Origin of the sequence: Amycolatopsis sp. lyj-109, from assembly GCF_046548995.1 — a bacterium.
Lineage (GTDB): Bacteria > Actinomycetota > Actinomycetes > Mycobacteriales > Pseudonocardiaceae > Amycolatopsis.
Genome location: NZ_JAJPWR010000013.1, coordinates 86,473 through 110,572, shown reverse-complemented (window position 1 = coordinate 110,572; position 24,100 = coordinate 86,473). Strand labels below are relative to the sequence as shown.

Annotated in this window: 14 protein-coding genes, 1 pseudogene and 1 riboswitch; of the genes and pseudogenes, 13 read left to right on the top strand and 2 right to left on the bottom strand. The window is 72.7% G+C overall.

What is annotated here, in order from left to right; genetic code table 11:
- Positions 1-114: 114 nt before the first annotated feature.
- Positions 115-853 (bottom strand): annotated as a pseudogene (locus ACLJQF_RS27815) (ArsR/SmtB family transcription factor).
- A 66-nt stretch (positions 854-919) separates the two neighbouring features.
- Between ACLJQF_RS27815 and ACLJQF_RS27810 the strand changes: the two are divergent.
- The 11 genes from ACLJQF_RS27810 to ACLJQF_RS27760 all read left to right on the top strand — a co-directional run bounded on the left by ACLJQF_RS27810 (position 920) and on the right by ACLJQF_RS27760 (position 15,013).
- Entirely contained in the window at positions 920-2,224 is a 1,305-nt protein-coding gene (locus tag ACLJQF_RS27810; RefSeq protein ID WP_410612954.1) for an MFS transporter, read from the top strand.
- Positions 2,225-2,462: 238 nt separating this feature from the next.
- Positions 2,463-5,621 (top strand): isoleucine--tRNA ligase, encoded by a 3,159-nt coding sequence (ileS, locus tag ACLJQF_RS27805; RefSeq protein WP_410612952.1) that lies wholly within the window; start codon positions 2,463-2,465, stop codon positions 5,619-5,621.
- A 79-nt stretch (positions 5,622-5,700) separates the two neighbouring features.
- The gene (locus tag ACLJQF_RS27800) at positions 5,701-7,326 is read left to right on the top strand and encodes a penicillin-binding transpeptidase domain-containing protein (protein ID WP_410612950.1); all 1,626 of its coding nucleotides are present in this window, start codon (positions 5,701-5,703) and stop codon (positions 7,324-7,326) included.
- A 127-nt stretch (positions 7,327-7,453) separates the two neighbouring features.
- Complete coding sequence (locus ACLJQF_RS27795) at positions 7,454-8,209, top strand: ArsR/SmtB family transcription factor (RefSeq protein ID WP_410612948.1); 756 nt, start codon at positions 7,454-7,456, stop codon at positions 8,207-8,209.
- 97 nt (positions 8,210-8,306) lie between these two features.
- Positions 8,307-9,785, top strand: coding sequence for a potassium/proton antiporter (locus tag ACLJQF_RS27790; protein ID WP_410612946.1), 1,479 nt, complete (start codon positions 8,307-8,309; stop codon positions 9,783-9,785).
- Between the two features lie 90 nt (positions 9,786-9,875).
- Entirely contained in the window at positions 9,876-10,520 is a 645-nt protein-coding gene (locus ACLJQF_RS27785; protein ID WP_410612944.1) for a M23 family metallopeptidase, read from the top strand.
- Positions 10,521-10,722: 202 nt separating this feature from the next.
- A riboswitch (SAM riboswitch) is annotated at positions 10,723-10,837 on the top strand.
- A gap of 39 nt (positions 10,838-10,876) precedes the next feature.
- Complete coding sequence (locus ACLJQF_RS27780) at positions 10,877-12,220, top strand: aminotransferase class V-fold PLP-dependent enzyme (protein ID WP_410612942.1); 1,344 nt, start codon at positions 10,877-10,879, stop codon at positions 12,218-12,220.
- A 16-nt stretch (positions 12,221-12,236) separates the two neighbouring features.
- Positions 12,237-12,833 carry a hypothetical protein gene (locus ACLJQF_RS27775; protein ID WP_410612940.1) on the top strand — a complete coding sequence of 199 codons (597 nt, stop codon included), beginning with the start codon at positions 12,237-12,239 and terminating at the stop codon, positions 12,831-12,833.
- 4 nt (positions 12,834-12,837) lie between these two features.
- Entirely contained in the window at positions 12,838-13,416 is a 579-nt protein-coding gene (locus tag ACLJQF_RS27770) for a hypothetical protein (RefSeq protein ID WP_410612938.1), read from the top strand.
- 77 nt (positions 13,417-13,493) lie between these two features.
- Complete coding sequence (gene lspA / locus ACLJQF_RS27765; protein ID WP_410613265.1) at positions 13,494-14,087, top strand: signal peptidase II; 594 nt, start codon at positions 13,494-13,496, stop codon at positions 14,085-14,087.
- The gene (locus ACLJQF_RS27760) at positions 14,084-15,013 is read left to right on the top strand and encodes an RluA family pseudouridine synthase (protein ID WP_410612936.1); all 930 of its coding nucleotides are present in this window, start codon (positions 14,084-14,086) and stop codon (positions 15,011-15,013) included. The genes lspA and ACLJQF_RS27760 overlap by 4 nt, the downstream gene beginning before the upstream one ends.
- Here the strand turns inward: ACLJQF_RS27760 and ACLJQF_RS27755 are convergent.
- The gene (locus tag ACLJQF_RS27755; protein WP_410612933.1) at positions 15,010-16,050 is read right to left on the bottom strand and encodes an AsnC family protein; all 1,041 of its coding nucleotides are present in this window, start codon (positions 16,048-16,050) and stop codon (positions 15,010-15,012) included. The genes ACLJQF_RS27760 and ACLJQF_RS27755 overlap by 4 nt on opposite strands.
- Before the next feature lie 133 nt (positions 16,051-16,183).
- On the opposite strand from ACLJQF_RS27755, the gene ACLJQF_RS27750 reads away from it, so the two are divergent.
- Complete coding sequence (locus tag ACLJQF_RS27750) at positions 16,184-22,813, top strand: DUF885 domain-containing protein (RefSeq protein WP_410612931.1); 6,630 nt, start codon at positions 16,184-16,186, stop codon at positions 22,811-22,813.
- On the top strand, positions 22,810-24,024 hold the full coding sequence (fahA, locus tag ACLJQF_RS27745) for a fumarylacetoacetase (protein ID WP_410612929.1): 1,215 nt from the start codon (positions 22,810-22,812) through the stop codon (positions 24,022-24,024). The genes ACLJQF_RS27750 and fahA overlap by 4 nt, the downstream gene beginning before the upstream one ends.
- Positions 24,025-24,100 lie beyond the last annotated feature (76 nt).

Here is a 24,100-nt window from a genome sequence, read left to right as displayed (position 1 = left end):
GTTCGCCGATCCGGTCCGCGGGCCTGGCGGATCCGAATGGACATCACGCGTGCCTGGATGGACGACACGCGTGATTGAAGGGACGACACGCGTGATTGAAGGGACGACACGGCGTCAGGCGGGCAGGCCGAGGTGGGTTTGCAGAGCTTGGGAGCCTTCCGGGGTGAGGCGGAGCGCGCGGTGGGCCTGGGCTCGCCGCCGGACCCAGCCCGCGTCGAGGAACCGCGTCGCCACCGCCGCGCCGAGGGCGCCCGCGAGGTGGTGCCGCTGCTCACTCCAGTCCAGGCAGAACTTCAGCAGCGGACGACGTCCGGCCCGCGGCAAGGTCCAGATCCACTCCCAGCGAACCGAACACCGAAGCGGCCGAAGGACCCAGCGTGTACGGGTGTTCGCGCAGCGGAGCCGAAATCCGGTCACCCGGACGCCGTTGCGTATCACCAGGCCCGGCCAACGCGCCCCGCGCGAGCAACGCCGACGTGACCGCCACCCCGAGCCGGCCCGCAAGGTGGTCGTAGCAGGTCCGGGCCGTCCGCAGCGCCTCCGCCCGCGTTCCCTCGCGCAACGACGTCACCGCCTGCGACGGCGAACACCGCGCCAGCGTCTCCAGCAGCTCCGCGGTGTCCGGGCCGGCCAGCCGGTAGAACCGGTGCCGCCCCGACTTCTCGGCGACGACCAGTCCCGCCGCCCGCAGCTTCGCCAGGTGCGCGCTGACGCCCGGTGCGGACAGCCGCGCCTCGGCGGCCAGCACCGACGCCGCCAGCGCCCGGCCGTCGGCGAGCGCGAGCAGCACGCGGACCCGCGCCGGGTCCGCGAACAGCGCGGCCGTGCGCGCGATGTCGGCGTCGCCCTCCATGCCTCCCAGGATGCCCCCGCGACACTTCCACGCCAACGGAAGTGTCCGCGCGGTCCACTGGAGGACATGCTCCTGTTCATCCTCTGCGCCGGGATGTTCCTGGTCCAGCTGGACGTCACGGTCGTCAACGTCGCCCTGCCCGCCATCGGCACCGGTCTCCACGCCGGCCTGGCGGCGCAGCAGTGGGTGGTCGACGGCTACGCCGTCACGCTGGCCGCGTTCCTGCTCACCGGCGGCGCCCTCGGCGACGTCTTCGGCCACCGCCGGGTCGTCCTCGCGGGCTTCGCGCTGTTCGGCACGGCGTCGGCCGCGTGCGGGCTCGCCACCACCGCACCCCTGCTCGTCGCCGCCCGCGCCGGCCAGGGGCTCGGCGCGGCGTTGCTGCTGCCCGGCACGCTCGCCGTGCTCACGAACGCCTACCCGGGACACGCCGAGCGCGCGCGGGCCCTCGGCATCTGGGCCGGAGTCTCGGCGCTGGCCTTGGCGGCCGGTCCGGTGCTCGGTGGCGCCATTGTCGCCGTCGCGAGCTGGCGGCCGGTGTTCTGGCTCAACGTCCCCGTCGTGCTGGCGGCCGCCTTCGCGACCCGGCGGCTCGTCCCGCGCGGCGAGCGGGTGCCCGGACGGCGGATCGACGTCGCCGGCGTCGCCACGGCGGCGCCCGCCCTCGGTGCCGGCGTCTACGCGGTCATCGACCGGAACGTCGTGGCCGGGATCGTGGCCGCGGGCGCGCTCGCGGCGTTCCTGGCCGTGGAACGCCGCTCGCCGGATCCGATGCTGCCCCCGGACGTCGTCCGCCGGACGCTGAGCCCGAACTTCGTCGCGGCGGCGATGAACTTCACCGGCATCGGCGCGATCCTCGTGCTGACGCTGTACCTGCAGGGCGTCCGGCACGCGGGACCGCTCGAAGCCGGGCTCGGACTGCTGCCGTTGTTCGGTCCGCTCTCGCTGCTGGCCCCCGTCGCAGGCAGGCTGACCGGCCGCTTCGGGCCGCGCCCGCTGATCGTCGCCGGGCTCGCCCTGGGTGCGCTCGGAATACTGAACCTGGTGCTGCTGAACGAAAGGAGCGGGTACGCGGCCCTCCTGCCGACGCTGCTCGGCCTCGGGACCGGAATGGGCCTGCTGACGACGGCGGTGGTGACGGCCGCGGTCGACGGCATCCCACCCGAACGCGCGGGAGTGGCGAGCGGCGTCAACAACACCGCCCGCCAGGCCGGCGGCGCGCTCGGGGTGGCGGTGCTCGGCGCGGTCGTGGGTGGCCCGTTCATCACCGGCCTGCACGAGGTGGGCCTGATCGCGGGCACGCTCTGGCTGGTCGCGATCGGCGTGACCGTATGTGCCCCTCGTGACAACCCGGTTGCGCGGGCCGGTTAACCTGGTAGGCAACACGGCGTCGATCCGGCCATCACCGGGGAGCCTCCGGAAGAACCGAGCGTCACCGCTCTCAGTAGAACCGGACGGGTGCGGCCCGTGACAGCCGTTCAACGAAGCGGCCCGTGAGAACGGGCAAGCGGGGTGGTACCGCGGAACGCCGAGGCGTCTCGTCCCCGTGTGGGTGACCGGTGCGGGAGCCGGTCGTCCGTACGCGAGCGACGAACCGAGGAGCACCCGGATGTACCCCCAGGCCCAGCTTGGCGACGGCGCAGGAGTCCCGTCGCAGCCGTCCTTCCCCGCGCTGGAGAAGCAGGTCCTCGCCTACTGGGAGAGCGACCGGACGTTCCAGGCGAGCATCGACGCGCGCCCCGCGGGCGAAAAGGGCGAAAACGAGTACGTCTTCTACGACGGCCCGCCCTTCGCCAACGGCCTGCCGCACTACGGCCACCTGCTCACCGGGTACGTCAAGGACCTGGTGCCGCGCTACCAGACGATGAAGGGCCGCAAGGTCGAGCGCCGCTTCGGCTGGGACACCCACGGCCTGCCCGCCGAGCTCGAGGCGATGCGCCAGCTCGGCATCACCGAGACGTCCGAGATCGAAGAGATGGGCATCGCGAAGTTCAACGCCGCTTCGCAGGAGTCCGTCCTCCGCTACACCGACGAGTGGCGCGACTACGTCACCCGCCAGGCGCGCTGGGTCGACTTCGACAACGACTACAAGACCCTCGACGTCACCTACATGGAGTCGGTGCTCTGGGCGTTCAAACGCCTGTGGGACAAGGGACTCGTCTACGAGGGCTACCGCGTCCTGCCGTACTGCTGGCGCGACGCGACGCCGCTGTCCAACCACGAGCTCGGCATGGACTCCGACGTCTACCGCAACCGCCAGGACCCGGCGGTCACGGTCGGTTTCCGCCTGGAGGGCAACGGGAACGAGCTCGACGGCGCCTACCTGCTCATCTGGACGACGACGCCGTGGACGCTGCCGTCGAACCTCGCCACGGCCGTGCACCCGGACGTGCAGTACGTCGTCGTGGAGCACGACGGCAAGCGGTTCCTGCTCGCCGAAGCGCGGGTTGCCGCGTACGCGCGTGAACTCGGCGAAGAGCCCGCGGTCGTCGCGCACTACACCGGCACGCAGCTGCTCGGAACCCGTTACGCCCCACCGTTCCCGTACTTCACCGGCACCGAGAACGCGCACCAGGTGCTGGCCGCCGACTACGTCACCACCGACGACGGCACCGGGATCGTCCACATCGCACCCGCCTACGGTGCCGACGACAAGCTCGTCACCGACGCCGCCGGCATCCCGCCGGTGACGCCGGTCGACGCGCACGGCAAGTTCGACGCGACCGTGCCGGACTACGAGGGCCAGCAGGTCTTCGACGCCAACCCGAACATCGTGCGGGACCTCAAGAACGGCACGGGATCGGCGGCGCGGCAGGGTGCTTTGCTGCTGCGGCACGAAACCTACGACCACTCCTACCCGCACTGCTGGCGCTGCCGGAACCCGCTGATCTACCGCGCGGTCTCGTCCTGGTTCGTCGCGGTGACGCAGTTCAAGGACCGGATGGTCGAGCTGAACCAGCAGATCACCTGGTACCCGGAGAACGTCAAGGACGGCCAGTTCGGGAAGTGGCTGGAGAACGCCATCGACTGGTCGATCTCCCGCAACCGGTACTTCGGCACGCCGATCCCGGTGTGGCAGTCGGACGACCCGGCGTACCCGCGCACCGACGTCTACGGCTCGCTCGACGAGCTGGAGGCCGACTTCGGTGTGCGGCTGGACAACCTGCACCGGCCCTACATCGACGAGCTGACCCGGCCGAACCCGGACGACCCGACCGGGAACTCGACCATGCGCCGCGTCCCGGACGTCCTCGACGTCTGGTTCGACTCGGGCTCGATGCCCTACGCCCAGGTGCACTACCCGTTCGAGAACGCCGAGTGGTTCGAGCACCACTACCCGAGCGACTTCATCGTCGAGTACATCGGGCAGACGCGCGGCTGGTTCTACCTGCTGCACGTGCTGGCGACGGCGCTGTTCGACCGGCCGGCGTTCCGCGCCTGCGTCGCGCACGGCATCGTGCTGGGCTCGGACGGCGCGAAGATGTCCAAGTCGCTGCGCAACTACCCGGACGTCAACGAGGTGCTCGAGCGCGACGGCTCCGACGCCATGCGCTGGTACCTGATGGCGAGCCCGATCCTGCGCGGCGGCAACCTGGTCGTCACCGACAAGGGCATCCGCGACGCCGTCCGCCAGGCCGTGCTGCCGCTGTGGAACTCGTACTACTTCCTCGCCCTGTACGCGAACGCCGAAGGCGTGGAAGGCCAGTGGCGCACGGATTCGCCGAACGTGCTCGACCGGTACGTCCTGGCGAAGACGCACGAGCTGGTCACCGACGTCGAGTACGCGATGGACCACTACGACGTCGCGGGTGCGTGCCAGACCGTCCGGGACTTCCTCGAGGTCCTGACGAACTGGTATGTGCGCCGCTCGCGCGACCGCTTCTGGGCGGGTGACAAGGACGCGATCGACACGCTGCACACCGTGCTGGAGGTGACTTCGCGGGTCGCGGCGCCGCTGCTGCCGCTGACCACCGAGGTCGTCTGGCGCGGGCTGACCGGCGGCCGTTCGGTGCACCTGACCGACTGGCCGAACGCGAACGACCTGCCCGCGGACGCGGCGCTGGTCACCGCGATGGACCGGGTGCGGCAGGTGGCTTCGTCGGCGCTTTCGCTGCGGAAGGCGAACAAGCTGCGCGTGCGGCTGCCGCTGTCGTCGCTGGTCGTCGCGGCCGAGGACGCCGAGACGATGGGCGCCTTCGCCGACATCCTGCGCGACGAGGTGAACGTCAAGGCGGTCGAGCTGACCACCGACGTCGCCGCGCACGGCGGGTTCGAGGTCGCGGTCAACGCCCGCGCCGCCGGGCCGCGGCTGGGCAAGGACGTCCAGACGGTGATCAAGGCGGTCAAGGCGGGCGACTGGTCGTTCCGGGGCGGCGCGGTGGTCGCCGCCGGGATCGCCCTGCAGGAGGGCGAGTTCGAGCGCCGGCTGGTCGCCAAGGGCGGCGGCGCGGCGGCGGAACTGCCCGGCGGGTCCGGCCTGGTCCTGATCGACACCGAGGTGACGCCGGAGCTGGCGGCCGAGGGCCTGGTCCGCGACCTGGTCCGGGTCGTGCAGCAGGCGCGTCGCGACGCCGGGCTCGACGTCGCCGACCGGATCGCGCTGACCGTCGACGCGCCCGCCGAGGTCGTCGAAGCGGCCCGGACGCACGAGCAGTTCCTGGCCTCGGAGACCCTCTCCACGTCGGTGACCTACGGCCCGGTCGCCGAGGGCTTCGCCGGCACGGTCGGGGACGGCACGAAGGTCACCGTGGCGGTCGCCAAAGCCTGACGCCGGTCGTGAGTGGTAAGTAGGGTTAGAACCCGACTTGCCACTCACGACGGTGGTGGGCATGGGGGAGGGAACCGGAATGAATCCTGGCAAGAGACGCGGCATCCTGATCGGCGGCGCGCTGCTGGTCGTCGTGGTCGTGGTCGTGGCGTTCTTCCTGCTGAACAGCGGGGGATCGACGCCGGAGGCCGCCACCGGCGCGACCTCGGTGGAGAGTCCCGGCGCGCTCGACCCGAACTCGGCGATCACCGAGTACCTGCAGGACCTTTCCGAGAACAACCCCGACGCGGCCGGCCGGCTGACCGATGACAACGCGGCCGCCGCGGTGGCACTGCGGGCCACGCGGAACACGCTGAACCCGACGTCGGTGGCCGCCAAGCTGACCGTCCTGCAGCCGTCCCCGGCCGGGGCGAAGCAGACGGGCGGCACCTTCAGCATGTCGTGGACGCTGAAGCCGGGCCAGGTCTGGACCTACGACGTGCCGTTCGAGCTGGTGCAGAGCAGCGGGAAGTGGCTGGTGCACTGGGCGCCGTCGCTGGTGCACCCCAAGCTGGAGGCGGGCCAGCGGCTGGTGCTCAACACCGCCGTGCAGGACGCCACCGCGGTCGCCGACCGGGACGGCAAGCCCCTGATCATCACCGGGCCCGGCGGCGTGCGGACGATCGACGGCAACCCGGTCCCGCTGCTGCGCTCGGCTCTCATCGAGCAGGTCACGGCCGCGGCCGGCAAGGGCTTCGCCGTCGAGCGCGTCGATGCCCGTGGGACGAGCGTCGAGACGCTGTTCGGGAAGACGTCGGCCGAAGGGGCGAAGCCGCTCGTGTCGAGCCTGAGCCTGACCGCGCAGAGCGCCGCCCAGGCCGCGGTGAGCGACTACCAGGGGTCGGCGATGCTCGTTGCGCTCGACACGGGTTCGGGCGACATTCTCGCCGTCGCGCAGAACGGCGCCGCCGGGAACTCGCCGAAGGCGCTCAACGGGCTGTACGAGCCGGGGTCGTCGTTCAAGATCGCGACGGCGGTGGCGGCGGTCCAGCAGAGTGGCCTCTCGGCGACGTCACCGGTCGACTGCCCCGGCACGGCGACGATCGGCACGCGGACGGTCAAGAACGAGGGCTTCGAGCTGGGCGCGACGAACCTGCAGACGGCGTTCGCGCGCTCCTGCAACACGACGTTCGGGCAACTCGCGCTCGGCCTGCCCGCGGACGGGCTGAAGAAGGCGGCCGACGAACTGGGCCTCAACGCCGACTACGAGATCCCGGGGATCAAGACCGAACTGGGGAAGGTCGAGCCCGCGGCGAGCAAGGACGAGCAGGTCGAGGACGGATTCGGCCAGGGCCGGATCCAGGTCAGCGCCCTCGGCGGCACGCTGATGGCCGCGACGGTCGCCACCGGCAAGGCGATCACGCCGCGGCTGTGGCACGACCTGGAGACCACGGTGGTCAAGGGCTACTCGCCGCCGCCGGCGTCGGTGCTCGGCGAAGTGCGGAAGCTGATGCGCGCGGTGGTCACCAGCGGCACCGGCCGCGCGGCCGGTGCGGCCGGGAACGTCTTCGGCAAGACCGGCACCGCCCAGTTCGGCGACGGCAAGCAGGCCACCGGCTGGTTCGTGGGCTACCGCGGGAACGTGGCCTTCGCGGTGGTCCTGGAGAACTCGAACGACTCGGGCCCGGCGGTCCAGGTGGCCGCCAAGTTCCTCAAGGCCCTCTGACCCCCCCGGCCCCCGCGCCGCTTTCACGTGAAAGCTACGCGTCCTGGTGGGCACTTTCACGTGAAAGTGCCCACCAGGACGCGAAGGTTCGGCAGGGGCCGAAGGGTGCGGGTCGTAGCGTGGGGGCATGGAGACGATCGCGCTGGCCGAGGTGGCCGCGGTGCTCGCCGACCCGAGCCGGGCCACCATGTGCCTCGTGCTGCTGGACGGGCGGGCCTGGACCGTCGGCGAGCTCGCGAAGGCGGCCGGGATCGCCCTCTCGACCGCCAGCGAGCACGTCACGCGGCTGGCCGGAGCGGGCTTCGTCGCCCGCGTCAAGCAGGGGCGGGCCAGTTACGTCCGGATCGCCGACCCACGCGTCGCCGAGTTGATCGAGCACCTGGCCCAGCATGCAGTGACATCCGGGGTTTCGCCCCGGGCCGGGGGCTCCGCCACCCGGAGCCCCCGAAAAACCGCCGGTCACCGGCCGGTGACCGGCCTGAAGTCCTCACTGCGGGCGCGGCGGCTCGGCTTCGCGCGGACCTGTTACGACCACCTCGCCGGCGAGCTCGGCGTCGCCGTGCGCGACGGCATGCTGGCCACCGGCCTGGTCGACACCGCCGACGGGCTGGCGCTGACCCCGCGCGGGCGCGCGGTGCTGGCGGACCTCGGCGTGCCGGTCGCCGCCGGGCGGCGGCCGCTGCTGCGGGACTGTCTGGATTGGACGGAGCGTCGCGACCACCTCGCCGGGGCCCTGCCCGCGGCGCTGCTCGACCGGGCCGTCGACGCCGGCTGGGTGGCCCGGGACGGCCACCGCGCGGTCAAGGTGCTGCCGGCGGCGGGGGAGCCGTTCGCCGCTCTCGGTGTCGATCTCGCCGCGCTCGGTGGTGTCCCGGCGCCTTAACACACCGGGTGTCCGACGCCGGGCAGCGGTACACGAACGAGTTAACCCCCGCGCCTCACTATTCTGAGGGCCCCACGGCACTCGGGAGGAGGCGGGCATGGACCAGCTTCCCGTGCTGCTCGGCGTCGGCGGCGTCGTGCTCCTCGCCTCCGTGCTGGCCGTGCGCGTGTCGATCCGGCTCGGCCTGCCCTCGCTGCTGCTGTACCTGGGGATCGGCGTCCTGCTGGGCGAAGCCGGCTTCGGCATCCGGTTCGACAATCCCGAACTGACCCAGTCGCTCGGGCTCGCCGCGCTCGTCATGATCCTCGCCGAAGGCGGCCTGACCACCCGGTGGTCGGCGGTGAAACCCGCGCTGGGCCGGGGAATCGCACTGTCCACAGTGGCTGTCGTGGTGAGCATCGCGGCCACCGGGGCCGCCCTGCACTGGCTGCTGGGCCTGGACTGGCGGCTGGCGCTGCTGTGGGGCGCGGTGCTCGCCTCGACCGACGCGGCCGCGGTGTTTTCGGTGCTGCGCACGGCGGGGATCGGCAACCGGCTCACCGGCGCGCTCGAGCTGGAGTCGGGCATCAACGACGCGCCGGCCTACATCGCCGTCGTGGTGCTGGCCGAAGGCACCACTGTGGACTGGACGCTGCCGCTGCTGGTGGTCTACGAGCTGACGGCGGGCCTGGCGATCGGCCTGGCCTTCGGCTGGCTCGGCGGCATCGCGCTGCGCCGGGCCGCGCTGCCGGCGACCGGCCTCTACCCGCTCGCGACGGTCGCGGTGTGCGTCGTGGCGTACTCGTCCGGGCAGCTGCTGCACGCGTCCGGGCTGCTCGCCACCTACGTCGCCGCGCTGGTGCTCGGCAATTCGCGGCTGCCGCACCGGTCGGACACGCTGTCGTTCGCCGAGGGCCTGGGCTGGTTGGCGCAGATCGGGCTGTTCGTGCTGCTCGGGCTGTTCGCCTCGCCGGGCCGGCTGCTCGACGCGATCGTGCCGGGCCTGGTCGCGGGCGCGGTCGTGCTGCTGCTGGCGCGGCCGGTCTCGGTCGTGCTGTCGATGCTGCCGTTCCGGCTGCCGTGGCGGGAACAGGCGTTCCTGTCGTGGGCCGGGCTGCGCGGCGCGGTGCCGATCGTGCTCGCCATGATCCCGCTTTCGCAGGGCCTGCCGGGCGCGCAGCGGCTGGTCGACGCGGTGTTCGTGCTGGTCGTCGTGCTGACGCTGGTCCAGGGGGCGACGCTCGGCCCGCTCGCGCGCAAACTCGGGCTGGCCAAGAAGTCCGAGGCGCACGAGATCGAGGTCGACTCCGCGCCGCTGGACGAGCTGGGCGCCGAACTGCTGCAGGTCCGGATCCAGCCGGGGTCGAAGCTGCACGGCGTGTACCTGTCCGAGCTGCGGCTGCCCATCGGGGCGACGATCAGCCTGGTCGTGCGCGACGGCACCGGCTTCACCCCGCAGAAGACCAGCCGGCTGCAGGAGCACGACCAGCTGCTGGTCGTCACGACGAGCGCGGTCCGCGACGCGGTCGAACGCCGGTTGCGCGCCGTCGACCGGGCCGGCCGTCTGGCTCGCTGGAAGGGCGAGTCCGGCCAGTAACGGAAATTAACGAACAGCCTTCCCAATAGTCCCTCTTTTGGCTTAATGTGCGCTCGATTGAGTGAACTTGGCGCCAGAGGAGAACCCGCCGTGAACCTTTCTGTGCGATGGGCGGGCTTGGCCGCCGCGGTCACCGCGGCCGTGGGACTCCTCGCCGCTCCGGCGGCCGCCGAGGTTTTTCCCGCGCTGACCCTGCCGTTCGAGGCCGGCCAGCAGGTCTACTCGGCGGGCATCCACTCCGACGACGGCAGCACCGGCGTGAAAAACGCGATCGACTTCAGCCCCGCCGACGGCACGGTTCGCGCCCCGCTGGCCGGCACGGTCCACCTGCAGCACTGCGCCGGCGGCGACTGGGTGACCCTCGATCACCCGGGTGGGTGGCGGACCGGCTACTACCACCTCGAGGGCATCCGGGTGACCGACGGCGAGCGGGCCGAGGCCGGGGCCGTGCTCGGCTCGACCGGCAACGCCCTGCCGTGCGGCGGCAGCAGCACGGGTGCCCACGTGCACTTCACGCTCTGGACGCTCCCGGACGCGGCCGCGGGCGACTGGGACGGCGTCGCCTTCTCCCGGATTGCGACAACGGTCGCGGAGGCCCTCGGTGAGCCGATCGACGGCAAGACCCTCGGCGGCTGGCGCTTCACCGCCGGGTCCGAGCAGTACTCGGGCACCGCAACGCACCTCGCGGACGGTGCGGTGGTCCAGCTGCCGGGCCGGTTCCGCGCACGTCCTTGATCCCGCGCGTCCCTGTTGGCGGGTCGCCAGCGCCCCAAGGCGGCCTTCGGTGCGTCAGACGCACCGAAGGCCGCCTTGGGTGCGTCAGACGCAACGAAGGCCACATTGGGGCGCTCGGTGCCGCTCACGGTCTGTGAGCGGCGTCTCAGAATGTGAAGCGGGACTTGGCCGGCCGCCGGTTTCTCGGTTACCTTCTGACTCAGGTCATGAGTGCCAGCGCGAAGCCCCGGCTTGCTGGCCGGCAACCCTCCTACCGCGGTGGGGTGCCCCGGGTGAAGACCGGGCCGGTCGCGTCGTGCGACGGGCAAGCGCGGGCCCCTCGCCGGGGTCCCCCGGATCGCCGAGGAGGCACCCCGATGACTCTCGCCATCGACCGCACCCAGCCCGAAACCCGCGAAATCCCTGAGACTCGCGACATTCCCGCCGTCGCGGGAGCGTCGCTGCGGGTGCCGCTGGTGACCGGCGGGGACATCGGCTACGCCAACCTCGACCACGCCGCGAGCGCCCCGTGCCTCGACGCCGTCCGCGCGAAGGTCGACGAGTTCCTGCCCTGGTACGCCAGCGTCCACCGCGGCGCCGGCTTCGCGTCGCAGGTCTCCACCAAGCTCTACGAGCGCACCCGCGACGTCCTGCGCCGCTTCGTCGACGCACGGCGGACCGACACCGTCGTCTTCACCCGCAACACCACCGACGCCTTCAACCTGCTCGCCCGCAGCCTTCCGCGGCACACCACGGTGATCGTGTTCGACACCGAGCACCACGCCGCTCTCCTGCCGTGGCAGGGCCCGAACGTCCGGCGCCTGCCGACCCCGCGGACCCGCCTCGCCGCGGTGTCCGCTGTGGACGAAGCGCTCGCCGACGCCCCGCAGGGACCGCGGCTGGTCGTCGTCACCGGAGCGTCCAATGTGACCGGTGAGCTGCTCCCGGTGGCCGAGATCGCCGCCGTGGCAAGGAAACACGGCGCCCGCGTCGCCCTCGACGCCGCCCAGCTGGCCCCGCACCGCCGGATCTCGCTCAGGGAACTCGACGTCGACTACGTCGCGCTGTCCGGCCACAAGCTGTACGCGCCCTTCGGCGCGGGTGCGCTGATCGGCCGCGCCGACTGGCTGCGCGCGGCCCGCCCGTACCTCGCCGGCGGCGGCGCGACCAAGCTCGTCACCGAAGACGCCGTCGTCTGGAACACCGGCCCGGAGCGCCACGAAGCCGGCTCGCCCAACACCGTCGGCGTCTACGCGCTCGGCGTCGCGTGCGAAACCCTCGGCGAAAACTGGGCCGCGATCGAAAACCACGAGCAGGCCCTGCTCACCCGGCTGCGCAAGGGCCTCGAGAGCCTCCCGGGCTGCGCCGAACTGCGGCTGTTCGACGCGCCGGTCGACCGGGTCGGCACGGTCAGCTTCGTCGTCGACGGCTTCGACCCGGGCTGGCTCGCCGCGGTGCTGTCCGCCGAGTACGGCATCGGCGTCCGCGACGGCGCCTTCTGCGCCCACATCGCGGCCAAGCGGCTGATCGGCGTCACCGGCGGCGACGGGCAGCAGGCGGTCCGCGTCAGCCTCGGCCTCGGCAGCACCGAGGAGCACGTCGACCGCGTGCTCCTGGCACTGCGGCAGATCGTCGCCCGCGGAGCCCGCTGGGAGTACGCGAAGGTGGACGGCCGCTGGGCGCCGGTCGGCGACCCGCGGGAGCTGCCGCCGTTCTGCTGAGCGCTAGCCTGGGCCGATGGGGAGAGGGCCGCGTTTCTGGTTTCCGCTGGCGTTGCTGGGATTCGCCGAGATCGCCCTGGCCGCGGTGCAGCTGCTGTCGCGCCGCAGCCAGGCCGAGAGCGAATCCGCGAACCTGCTGCTCGGGCCGGCGCCCTCGGCCGGGCCGACCTACAGTCAGGCGCAGTGGCGGCCCCTGGACGAGTTTTACGAGTTCGGGCGCGGCCTGCCCGAAGGGCCGGCCTGGCTGGTCACGCTCGGGGTGGTCCTCGCCGGCACGGCCGTCTGGTACGCGCTCGCCCTGCGGCCCGCCCGCACCGGGTGGTTCGTCCTGGGCACGGTCGGCGCGCTGCTCGCCGTCCCGCTGCTCGACCTGGTCGGGTCCTGGCAGTTCCGGCTCGGCGACGGCCTGCGCGGCCCGCTCGTGGCCACCCTCGGCCTGCTCGTGCTCGCCGCGTACGAACGCAGCCGGTTCGTCCTGCTGACGACGGCCGCGTTCGCGCTGGTCGCCGTGGTGCTCTCGGCGGACGTGGTGGGCGTCCTCGGCTCGGCGGTGATCCTCCTGGCCGCCGCCTTCATCACCCTGCTGCGGGGAAACCCGCGCTCGATACCCTGAGTCGATGGGGAGTCCGCGGAGGTCCTGGTTCCCGTTGGCCGCGCTGGGGTTCGCGCTGCTCGTGATGGTTGCGGTCGACCTGGTCCCGGCCCACGTCGAAGCTCCGCGGGGCTACCAGCGGCTGCACGGCCTCGCCACCAACGAACTCAGCGGCACGACGTACGCGAGTGCAGTCGCCTACGACGTGGTGCCGTCGGCGACCCTCGGCTGGCTCGCGGGCCTCGCTTGCGTGGTTCTCGCCGTGGCCGCCTGGTATTGGCGGCAGCTACGCCCGCAGCCAGGCCGCTTCGTCCTGGGCACGCTCGGGGCGCTGGCCGCCGTCCCGCTGCTCGACCTGGTCGGCGCCCTCCAGTTCCGGCTCGGCGGCGACGTCCGCGGCGCCCTGCTGGCGACGCTCGGCCTGGTGCTGCTGGCCGGCTACGAGCGCAGCGGGTTCCTGCTGGCCGTCGCCGGGGTGTTCGCGCTGGTCGCGACCGTGTTCCTACCCCCGGTGGCCGGGGCGCTCGCCGCGGCGGGCGTGCTGTTCGCGGCCGCGTTCGCCGTGCTCCTGCGCCCGCGGCCGGACGGGCCCGCCGCGGCCTGACCAGCGCCGTGGACAATGGACCGGTGAGCACCGAGCCCAGCCACTCCGAACCCGACACCGCCGCGCCCGCCGATGCGGTGCCCGATCCGGCCGCCGACGCGCCCGAGAACCCGGAGGTCCCGGCGAAGCCGCTGCTGCCGAAGCGGCGGGTCGGCTGGGTCTTCGCGGTCGCCGTCGTGTTCTGGGCGGTCGACCTGGTGACGAAGAACCTGGTCGTGGCCAACCTGGAGGGCAAGGAGCCGGTCAAGATCCTCGGCGGGCTGATCTACCTGCAGGTGATCCGCAACCCCGGTGCCGCGTTCTCGATGGCCACCGGCATGACCTGGGTGCTCGCCCTGGTCGCGCTCGCCGTGGTCATCGCCATCATCTGGCTGTCGCGGCGGCTGCGTTCGATCGGCTGGGCGATCGGCCTCGGCCTCGTGCTGGCCGGCGCCACCGGCAACCTGACCGACCGCATCTTCCGCGCGCCCGGCGGGCTGCAGGGCCACGTCGTCGACTTCATCTCGGCGTTCGCCCCCAACGGCAAGGGCTTCGCGATCTTCAACATCGCCGACTCCGCCATCTGCGTCGGTGGCGCTCTGATCGTGCTGCTGTCGCTGCTGGGCAAGGACTACGACGGCACGTCGACCAAGGACAAGAAGAAGCCGGAAACGCAGGAGGAACAGGCGTGAGCTCGCGGATGCTCCCGGTGCCCGACGGGCTCGACGGGATGCGGGTCGACGCCGGCCTCGCCAAGCTGCTCGGACTGTCCCGCACGGTCGTCGCCGAGCTCGCCGAGTCCGGGGACGTGCTGCTCGACGGCCGTCCCGCGGGCAAGTCCGACCGGCTTTCCGGCGGTGGCCTGCTGGAGATCACCCTCCCGGAGCCGGCGAACCCGGTCGAGATCGTCGCGGAGCCGGTCGCGGGCATGCAGATCCTGCACGACGACGACGACATCGTGGTGATCTCGAAGCCGGTCGGCGTCGCGGTGCACCCGAGCCCGGGCTGGACCGGCCCGACCGTCGTCGGCGGACTCGCCGCGGCCGGCCTGCGCATCGCGACCTCGGGGGCGGCCGAGCGCCAGGGCGTGGTCCACCGGCTCGACGCGGGCACCACCGGCGTGATGGTGGTGGCCAAGAGCGAGCACGCCTACACCGTGCTGAAGCGCGCGTTCAAGGAACGCACGGTCGACAAGGGCTACCACGCGATCGTCCAGGGCCACCCGGACCCGATGCGCGGCACGATCGACGCCCCGATCGACCGCCACCCGCGCCACGACTACAAGTTCGCGGTGGTCCAGGGCGGCCGCCCGAGCGTGACGCACTACGAGGTCGTCGAGGCGTTCCGGGCGGCGTCGCTCGCGCACATCAAGCTCGAAACCGGGCGGACGCACCAGATCCGCGTCCACTTCTCGGCGCTGCGGCACCCCTGCGTCGGCGACCTGACCTACGGCGCCGACCCGGTCCTGGCCCGCCACCTGGGCCTGAGCCGGCAGTGGCTGCACGCGAAGACCCTGGGCTTCGCGCACCCCGCGGACGGCCGCTGGGTCGAGTTCGAGTCGGAGTACCCGGACGATCTGGCGAAGGCCCTGGAAAAACTGCGCGACGAAAGCTATTAGTCCTCGATCGACCAGGTGATCGTGCGCTCGTCCGGCTCCGGCCGCGGGCTCCAGCGCACCGAGACCACGCGGGTTGCGTCGGGCAGGACGTACACCGTGTGGCCGCCCAGCGTCTCGCCCGGTTTGACGCCGATCCGGTGCGGCGGCCGGGACGTCAGCGACACCGGTGCCTTGCCGATCGGCCGTCCGTCGGCCGCGAGCAGCTCGAGGTAGTTGTCCGGCAGCGACGCGAACGGGATCGCGCCGCGGTTGGTGATCTCGGTGTGCACCACGACCGCGCGTTCGCCGTCCTCCAGGCGGTACCCGGCCGCGCTGAACAGGTAGTCGGCCGGGTCCTGGACTTCCAGGAGCTGCACCGACAGCTGCTCGCCCTCCAGGCCCTGGGTCTCCATCACCTCGCCGAGCCTGCCCCGCTTGCCGGCCGCGGGCCCGCTCGGCCGGGCGGGTTCGTCGCCGCGGGCCCACGACGCCGTCTGCGGCACGCCCCACGTGCTCACGGCCGGGTCGAGCGGCACCGGCGGCGGCGTGAACGGCCGGGGCGGGTGCTGCTGCGGGCCCGGGTGGCGGCTGGACGGCGTCCCCTGGACCTGATGCGGCCCGGACGGCGTGCCTTGGACGGTGTAGGGCCCGGAAGGCGCGCCCTGCACGGTGTACGGACCCGAAGGTGCGCCCTGGACGGTGTAGGGCCCCGAGGGCGCGCCCTGGACGTTGTACGGTCCCGAAGGCGTGCCCTGGACCGGCGGCGGCATCGGCGGGGCGGGTTGCTGCGGCACCGGCTGCGAAGGCGGCGGGAACTGCTGCTGCGGTGGCCGGTTCGCCCACGACGGCGGCGCGCCGGCGATGGCCGCGCGAAGGCCGTTCGGGTCGCTTTCGACGCCGACGAGCAGGGGGAGCCCGCTGCCGGAGAGAGCGACCAGCCGGTAGGCGACTTCGCGGGGATCCATGCCGACCTTGGCCGCCAGTTCGTGCACGGCCGCCTTGCCGAGGTCGGCGAGCGCGGCGAGCAGGCGGGTATCCACGGGATCGGTCACGGCCACCCGAGGAACGCTACCGCCTGGCCGATCCGCCTGCCGGAGGCCGTCCGGCCTCGGGCGGACGACCCGCGATTCTTGTCGGTGATCTCCGTTAGGGTCGGCCTTGAGCACATCAGCCGAAGCTGGGGGTCCTGCCATGACCGCGGTCACCGAACTCGCCGACGAGTTTGTCGAAGCGCTGTTCGCCGCCGATCCGCTGACGCCGGCGCTGCTGGGCATCCGCCCGGCGGAGCCCGGCCTGGCGGACTTGTCGGCCGAAGCCGAGCGGGCGTTTCGGGCGCGGCTCGCGGCGTTCCTCGAGCGCGCCCGCGCCTTGGCGGCCGAAGGCCTGGCGGCCGAGGACCGGGTCACCCGCGAGGTGCTGATCACCACGGCCGAAAACCGCCTCGCCTCGATCGACAGCCGGATGGCCGAGTTCACCGTCACCGACCTGTCCATCGGGCCCGCGGCCGGCCTGCTGATGGCCCTGCCGATGACGACGGTGACGGCGGGCGATGCCGCGGAGGCCCAGCTCGGCCGGCTGGCCGCGGTACCGGAGTACCTGCGCCAGGCCGCGCGGCGGCACGCCGAGGGCATGACGGCTGGGCTGATGCCGGTGGCCCACCTGGTCGACGCCGCCGTCGCGCACCTCGACCGCTACCTCGCCGACCCGGACGCCGACCCGCTGCGCCGCCAGCCCGCTCCGGACGAGGAGTTCGAGCGGCGGCGGGAGGAGCTGCTCGCCGACGTCGTCCGGCCGGCCTTCGCCGAGTACCGCGATTTCCTGGTCACCGAGGTCAAGCCGCACGGGCGGCCCGCGGACCGGCCCGGCGTGTCGTGGCTGCCCGGCGGTGCGGAGACCTACACCCGCTTGGCGCGGATGCACACGACCACCGGGCTCACCCCGGAAGAGCTGCACCGGATCGGCCTCGACACGATCGAGTCGCTCGCCGTCGAGTACCGCGAGCTGGGGCTGAAGGTGTACGGCACCGACGACCTCGCCGAGATCTTCGCGCGCCTGCGCACCGACCCGGCGCTGCGCTGGCGCAGTGCGGACGAGCTGCTGGAGACCGCCCGCGCGGCCGTCGCCCGGGCAGCGGCGGAAGCGCCGAAGTGGTTCGGCCGGATCCCCGAGCAGCAGTGCACGGTCGAAGCGGTGCCGGCGGAGGTCGCGCCCGGCGCGCCCGCGGCGTACTACCTGCGCGCGGCGGCCGACGGCTCGCGGCCGGGGATCTACTTCGCGAACACCCACGAAGCCACCGAGCGGCTGCGGCACATGGCCGAGACGACCGCGTTCCACGAAGCCGTGCCGGGCCACCACTTCCAGCTCAGCATCGCGCAGGGGCTCACCGAGCTGCCGCTGCTGCGCCGCATCGGCATGTTCAACGCGTACGTCGAGGGCTGGGGGCTCTACAGCGAGCGCCTCGCCGCCGAAATGGGGCTCTACTCCGACGACATCGCCCGGCTCGGCATGCTGGCCGGCGATTCGCTGCGGGCGGGCCGGCTGGTCGTCGACACCGGGCTGCACGCACTGGGGTGGAGCCGTCAGCAGGCCGTCGACTACCTGCTCGAGCACACGCCCGAGGCGCGCGCGGAGATCGAGTCCGAGGTCGACCGCTACATCGCGTGGCCGGGCCAGGCGCTCGGGTACATGGTGGGGCGGCTGGAGATCCAGCGCGCCCGGGCCCGCGCGTCGCAGCGGCTCGGCTCGCGGTTCGACGTCCGCGCGTTCCACGACCTCGTGCTGGCCGGTGGCCAGCTGCCGCTGTCGGTGCTGGCCTCCGTCGTCGACGAGTGGGTGGCCGGGCACGGCGACACCGTCGACGGCCTGGCGAACGAGCTCGTCGAGCTGTCGTTCGAGCACGAGCCGCTGCACCCGTCGATTCTCGGGCTGCCCGGTGACCACGACCGGCTGGGCGAGCAGACCAGGGAGGCACAGGAGCGGTTCCGTGCCGCGTACACGGGCCTCGCCGCCCGGGCGCGGGCCCTGTCCGTCGACGGCCTGACGCCGGAGGAAGCCGTCACGAGGGAGGTCGTGATCGCCTCCGCCGAGGTCGAGGCCGACCGGCTCGGCGCGCGGACCGCCGATTTCGCGGTCAGTGACGGGCTCACCGCGCCCGCGCTCGGGCTGCTGATGTACCTGCCGTACTACAAGCTGGACGACGAAAAGAAGGCGCGCGGCTACCTGGCCCGGCTCGGCGCGATCGAGCGGTTCCTCGCCGACCTGGCCGAGCGGCAGCGCGCGAGCCTGGCCGAAGGGCTGGTGCCGCCGGCGTACCTGGCCCGCGTCGGCATCGAGTACATCGACCGCTACCTCGGCGCGCCGGACGCCGACCCGCTGAAGGTGGGCACGACCGCGGCCGTCGAGGGTTTCGACGCCGAGCGGGACAGGCTGCTCGCCGAGGTCGTCCACCCGGCGTACGCCCGGTACCGGGACTTCCTGCGCACGGAGGTCGAGCCGGCCGGGCGGCCGGACACCGCCCCGGGCATCTCCCACGTGCCGGGCGGGGCCGAGCGGTACGCCGCGCTGATCCGCGCGGAAACGACCACCGAGCGCACGGCGCAGGACCTGCACGACACCGGGCTGGCCCTGATCGAACAGCTGGGGGAGGAGTACCGCGAGCTGGGCGCGAAGGTGTTCGGCAGCACCGACCTCGCCGAGATCTTCGAGCGCCTGCGCACCGATCCGGCGTTGCGCTGGCGGGACGGCGAGGAGCTGCTCTCCGCGGCCCGGGACGCCATCGCCCGCGCCGAAGCCGCCGCCCCGCGCTGGTTCTCCCGCATCCCGGCGGAGAAGTGCGAGGTCGCACCGGTGCCGGAGGCGGACGCGGCGAGCGGCACGATCGCGTACTACCTCCAGCCGTCGCTCGACGGGACGCGCCCGGGCACGTACTACGCGAACACCCACGAAGCGGAGAAGCGGCCGCGGTTCACCAGCGAGGCGATCGCGTTCCACGAAGCCGTGCCGGGGCACCACTTCCAGCTCAGCCTGGCCCAGGAACTGCGCGATCTTCCGCTGCTGCGGCGGATCGGCATGTTCAACGCCTACGCCGAAGGCTGGGGCCTCTACGCCGAGCGGCTCGCGGACGAGATGGGCCTGTACTCCGACGACGTCTCGCGCCTGGGCATGCTCACGCAGGACTCGATGCGGGCCGGCCGGCTGGTGGTCGACACCGGGCTGCACGCGCTGGGCTGGAGCCGGCAGCAGGCGATCGACTTCCTGGTCGACCACACGCCGATGGCGCGGCTGGAGATCGAAACGGAGATCGACCGGTACGTCGGCTGGCCGGGCCAGGCGCTCGGCTACATGGTGGGTCGGCTGGAGATCCTGCGGCTGCGCGCCGAAGCCGAGCAGGCGCTGGGCGAGCGGTTCGACATCCGGGGTTTCCACGAAGTCGTGCTGGGCCACGGCATGCTGCCGCTCTCCGCACTGGCGAAGGTGGTCGAGGACTGGGTGGCCGGCCGGCTCGACACGCCCGGCCGGCTGGCCGACGAGCTGGTCGCGCTGGACTTCGAACGGCAGCCGCTGTACCCGTCGGTGTTCGGCCTGCCCGGTGACCACGACCGGCTGCCCGATCCCGGCGCGGAGGCCGAAGCCCGGCTCCGCGCGGGCTACGCGGCGATCGCCGCGCGCGCCGAGGCAGTCGACCCCGCCGGGCTGCCCGCCGACGAGCGCGTCACCTTGCAGGTCGTGCTCTCCCAGGCGAGGTCCGTCATCGACGAGATCGACTCCCGCCGCGCCGATATCTCGGTCAGCGACGGGCTCGGTGCGCCCGCGCTGCAGCTGCTGCTCTACCTGCCGCAGACGGTGCTGGACGACGACCCGAAGGTCCGCGGCTACCTGAGCCGGCTCGCGGGCATCGGCGGCTACCTCGACGCGCTGATCGGCCGGCAGCGCGCCGCGGCGGGCGAAGGGCTGGTGCCGCCGGACTTCCTGGTGCGCATCGGCATCGACTACGTCGAACGGTACCTGGCCACGCCCGAGAGCGACCCGTTGCGCGTGACACCGCCGTCCGCGTTCGAGGGTTTCGAGGCCGAGCGCGACCGCCTGCTCGCCGAGGTCGTCCGGCCCGCGTACGCGCGCTATCGCGCGTTCCTGGCCGACGAGGTCCTGCCGGTGGCCCGGCCCGAGACGTCGCCGGGGATCGGGGCCCTGCCGGGTGGACAGGAGCGGTACGCCGCGCTGATCCGCGTCGAAACGACCACCGACCGCACGGCACAGGAACTGCACGAGACCGGGCTGGCGCTGATCGAAAAGCTGGCCGGGGAGTACCGCGAGCTGGGCGGGAAGCTGTTCGGCACCACCGATCTCGGGGAGATCTTCGACCGGATCCGGACCGACCCGGCGCTGCGCTGGAAGGACGGCGAGGAGCTGCTGGCCGGGGCCCGGGCCGCCATCACCCGCGCGGAAGCCGTGGCGGGGCAGTGGTTCTCGCGGGTGCCGGAGCAGAAGTGCCAGGTCGCTCCGGTGCCGGCCGCCGAGGCCACCAGCGGCACGATCGCGTACTACCTGCGGCCGTCCCTCGACGGCACGCGTCCGGGCGTCTACTACGCGAACACGCACGAGGCGGAGAAGCGGCCGCGGTTCACCAGCGAGGCGATCGCGTTCCACGAAGCCGTGCCGGGGCACCACTTCCAGCTGTGTCTCGCCCAGGGCCTCACCGGTCTGCCGCTGCTGCGCCGGATCGTGCACGTCAACGCCTACGGCGAGGGCTGGGGCCTCTACGCCGAGCGGCTGGCCGACGAGATGGGCCTGTACTCCGACGACGTGTCGCGGCTGGGCATGCTGACCCAGGACTCGATGCGGGCCGGCCGGCTGGTCGTCGACACGGGCCTGCACGCGCTCGGGTGGAGCCGGCAGCAGGCGGTCGACTACCTCGCCGAGCACACGCCGATGGCGCGGCTCGAGATCGAGGCGGAGATCGACCGGTACGCCGCCGACCCGGGCCAGGCGCTGGGCTACATGGTGGGGCGGCTGGAGATCCAGCGGCTGCGCGCCGGCGCCGAGCAGGCGCTGGGCGAGGCGTTCGACATCCGCGAGTTCCACGACATCGTGCTGGGCAGCGGGACTCTACCGCTGCCGGTGCTGTCCGGCGTGGTCGCCGAGTGGGTGGCGCACCGCCGTGACACGCCCGAAAAGCTCGCCGACGAGTGCCTGGAGCTGATGTTCGAGGCGCAGCCGCTGTTCCCGTCGCTGTACGGCCTGCCGGGCACGCACGACAAGCTCGCCGACCAGACCGCCGAAGCCGCCGCCCGGTTCCGCGCCGGGCTCGCCGGCCTCATCGAGCGGGCGGAGGCGATCGACGCGACGGCGCTGACGCCGCCCGAACGCGTCACCCGGGACGTCGTGATCTGGCAGGCCCGCACCCAGCTCGACGTGCTCGACTCCGGCCGGGCCGACATCGCGGTGAGCGACGGGCTGGCCGCGCCGGCCCTCGAACTGCTCATTGAGCTGCCGCAGACGATCCTCGACGACGACGTCAAGGCACGTGGCTACCTCAGCAGGCTCGCCGCCGTCGGCACCTACCTGGACCAGCTGATCGAGCGGCAGCGGGCCGCGCTCGCCGAAGGGCTGACGCCGCCGGAGTTCCTGGCGCGCATCGGCGTCGGCTACGTCGAGCGGTACCTCGCCGCCCCGGAGAACGACCCGCTGAAGGTGCCGGTCCGGGGCCTCGAAGCCGAGCGGGACCGGTTGCTGGCCGAAGTGGTTTGGCCGGCGTACCGGCGCTACCGGGACTTCCTGGCCGACGAGGTCGTCCCGGTGGCCCGGCCCGAGACGTCGCCGGGGATCGGCGACCTGCCGGGCGGCCCGGAGCGCTACGCGGCCCTGATCCGCGCCGAGACGACGACCGAACGCACGCCGCAGGACCTGCACGACACCGGCCGGGCGATCATCGAGCGGCTGGCGGGGGAGTACCGCGAGCTGGGCGCCGAGCTGTTCGGCACCACCGACCTCGCCGAGATCTTCGAGCGGATCCGCACGGACCCGGCCCTGCGCTGGCGGGACGGTGAGGAGCTGCTGGAATCCGCCCGCGCGACGATCACGCGGGCGGAAGCCGTGGCGCCCCAGTGGTTCTCGCGCGTGCCGGAGCAGCGCTGCCAGGTCGCCCCGGTGCCCGACGCGGAGGCCGAGAGCGGCTCGATCGCCTACTACATCGAGCCGTCGCTCGACGGTTCGCGGCCGGGTACGTACTACGCCAACACGCGCGAGGCGGACCAGCGGCAGCGGACGCTGAGCGAATCCGTCGCTTTCCACGAAGCCGTGCCGGGCCACCACTTCCAGCTGACGCTCGCCCAGCAGCTGACCGGCGTTCCGTTGCTGCGCCGGATCTGCATGTTCAACGCCTACTGCGAGGGCTGGGGGCTGTACGCCGAGCGGCTCGCGGACGAGATGGGCCTGTACTCGGACAACGCGGCCCGGCTCGGGCTGCTGACGCAGGATTCGATGCGCGCGGCCCGGCTGGTGGTCGACACGGGGCTGCACGCGCTGGGCTGGAGCCGGCAGCAGGCGGTCGACTACCTGGTCGAGAACACGCCGATGGCCCAGATCGAGGTCGAGGCGGAGATCGACCGGTACGCGGGCCACCCGGGCCAGGCGCTGGGCTACATGGTGGGCCGCCTGGAGATCGAGCGGCTGCGCACCGAGGCCGAGCGCGAGCTGGGCGAGCGGTTCGACATCCGCGAGTTCCACGACACGGTGCTGGGCAGCGGAACCCTGCCGCTGCCGGTGCTGGCGGACGTGGTGGCCGACTGGGTGGCGGCGCGAGCCGTCCGGGACGAGGAGTGACCGTGACCTGGCTCGAGCTTGCCGACGACACGCCGTTCGGCCTGGCCAACCTGCCCTACGGGATCTTCTCCGTCGGCGGGGCACCGGAACGGCGGGTCGGCGTGCCGGTCGGCGATCAGGTGCTCGACCTGACCGCCGCGGCCGCCGAGACCGCCGCCGCGTTCGCGCCGCTGCTCACCTCCGGCGTGCTCAACCCGCTGCTGGCCGCCGGGGCCGCGACCTGGCGCGAGGTCCGCGAAAGCGTCACCGAGTGGCTGACCGAACCCCGCTACGCCGACCAGCTCCGGCCGCACCTGGTCCCGTTGGCCGAGGTGACCACGCACCTCGCCTTCGAGGTCGCCGACTACGTCGACTTCTACTCCAGCGAGCACCACGCCCTCAACGCCGGCAAGATCTTCCGGCCGGACGCGACCGAGCTTCCGCCCAACTGGAAGCACCTGCCGATCGGCTACCACGGCCGGGCCGGCACCGTCGTCACGTCGGGCACGCCGGTCGTCCGGCCGCACGGACAGCGCAAGCCGCGCAACGCCGGCACCCCGTCGTTCGGGCCGTCGCAGCGGCTGGACATCGAGGCGGAGGTCGGGTTCGTCGTCGGCACTCCGTCCACACCGGGCACCCGGGTGTCCACAGCGGACTTCGCGGACCACGTCTTCGGTGTCTGCCTGGTCAACGACTGGTCGGCGCGCGACATCCAGGCCTGGGAGTACCAGCCGCTCGGCCCGTTCCTCGGCAAGTCGTTCGCGACGTCCGTGTCGCCGTGGATCGTCCCGCTGGCCGCGCTGGAGCACGCGCGCGTCGACGGGCCGCCGCAGGACCCGGAGCCGTTCGACTACCTGCGGACCTCCGAAAAGTGGGGGCTGGACCTGGCGCTGGAGATCCGGCTCAACGGCCACCTGGTGTCGAGCCCGCCGTTCGCGACCCAGTACTGGACGGCCCCGCAGCAGCTGGCACACCTGACGGTCAACGGCGCGAGCCTGCGCACGGGCGACCTCTACGCCTCGGGCACGGTGACCGGCCCGGAACGTGACCAGCGGGGCTCGTTCCTGGAGCTGTCCTGGGGCGGCCAGGAGCCCCTGGAGCTGCCGGGCGGCGTGACGAGGACGTTCCTCGAGGACGGCGACGAGGTGGTGATCAGCGCGACCGCGCCCGGCCCCGGCGGCGCGCGGATCGGTTTCGGCGACGTGCGGGGGACGGTGGTCGCGGGCGGATAGTGGCGGTGCCCATACCGGAAGACGCCGGGCAGCGCGCATAATGACCTGCGACTAAGCGCTTGCTCACCACGGGAGG

Coding starts and splice junctions, on each gene's coding strand:
- ACLJQF_RS27780 (WP_410612942.1), top strand. CDS start 10,877: ATGACTCTCGCCATCGACCGCACCCAGCCCGAAACCCGCGAAATCCCT.
- ACLJQF_RS27770 (WP_410612938.1), top strand. CDS start 12,838: ATGGGGAGTCCGCGGAGGTCCTGGTTCCCGTTGGCCGCGCTGGGGTTC.
- ACLJQF_RS27800 (WP_410612950.1), top strand. CDS start 5,701: ATGAATCCTGGCAAGAGACGCGGCATCCTGATCGGCGGCGCGCTGCTG.
- ACLJQF_RS27750 (WP_410612931.1), top strand. CDS start 16,184: ATGACCGCGGTCACCGAACTCGCCGACGAGTTTGTCGAAGCGCTGTTC.
- ACLJQF_RS27810 (WP_410612954.1), top strand. CDS start 920: ATGCTCCTGTTCATCCTCTGCGCCGGGATGTTCCTGGTCCAGCTGGAC.
- ACLJQF_RS27790 (WP_410612946.1), top strand. CDS start 8,307: ATGGACCAGCTTCCCGTGCTGCTCGGCGTCGGCGGCGTCGTGCTCCTC.
- ileS (WP_410612952.1), top strand. CDS start 2,463: ATGTACCCCCAGGCCCAGCTTGGCGACGGCGCAGGAGTCCCGTCGCAG.
- ACLJQF_RS27775 (WP_410612940.1), top strand. CDS start 12,237: ATGGGGAGAGGGCCGCGTTTCTGGTTTCCGCTGGCGTTGCTGGGATTC.
- ACLJQF_RS27795 (WP_410612948.1), top strand. CDS start 7,454: ATGGAGACGATCGCGCTGGCCGAGGTGGCCGCGGTGCTCGCCGACCCG.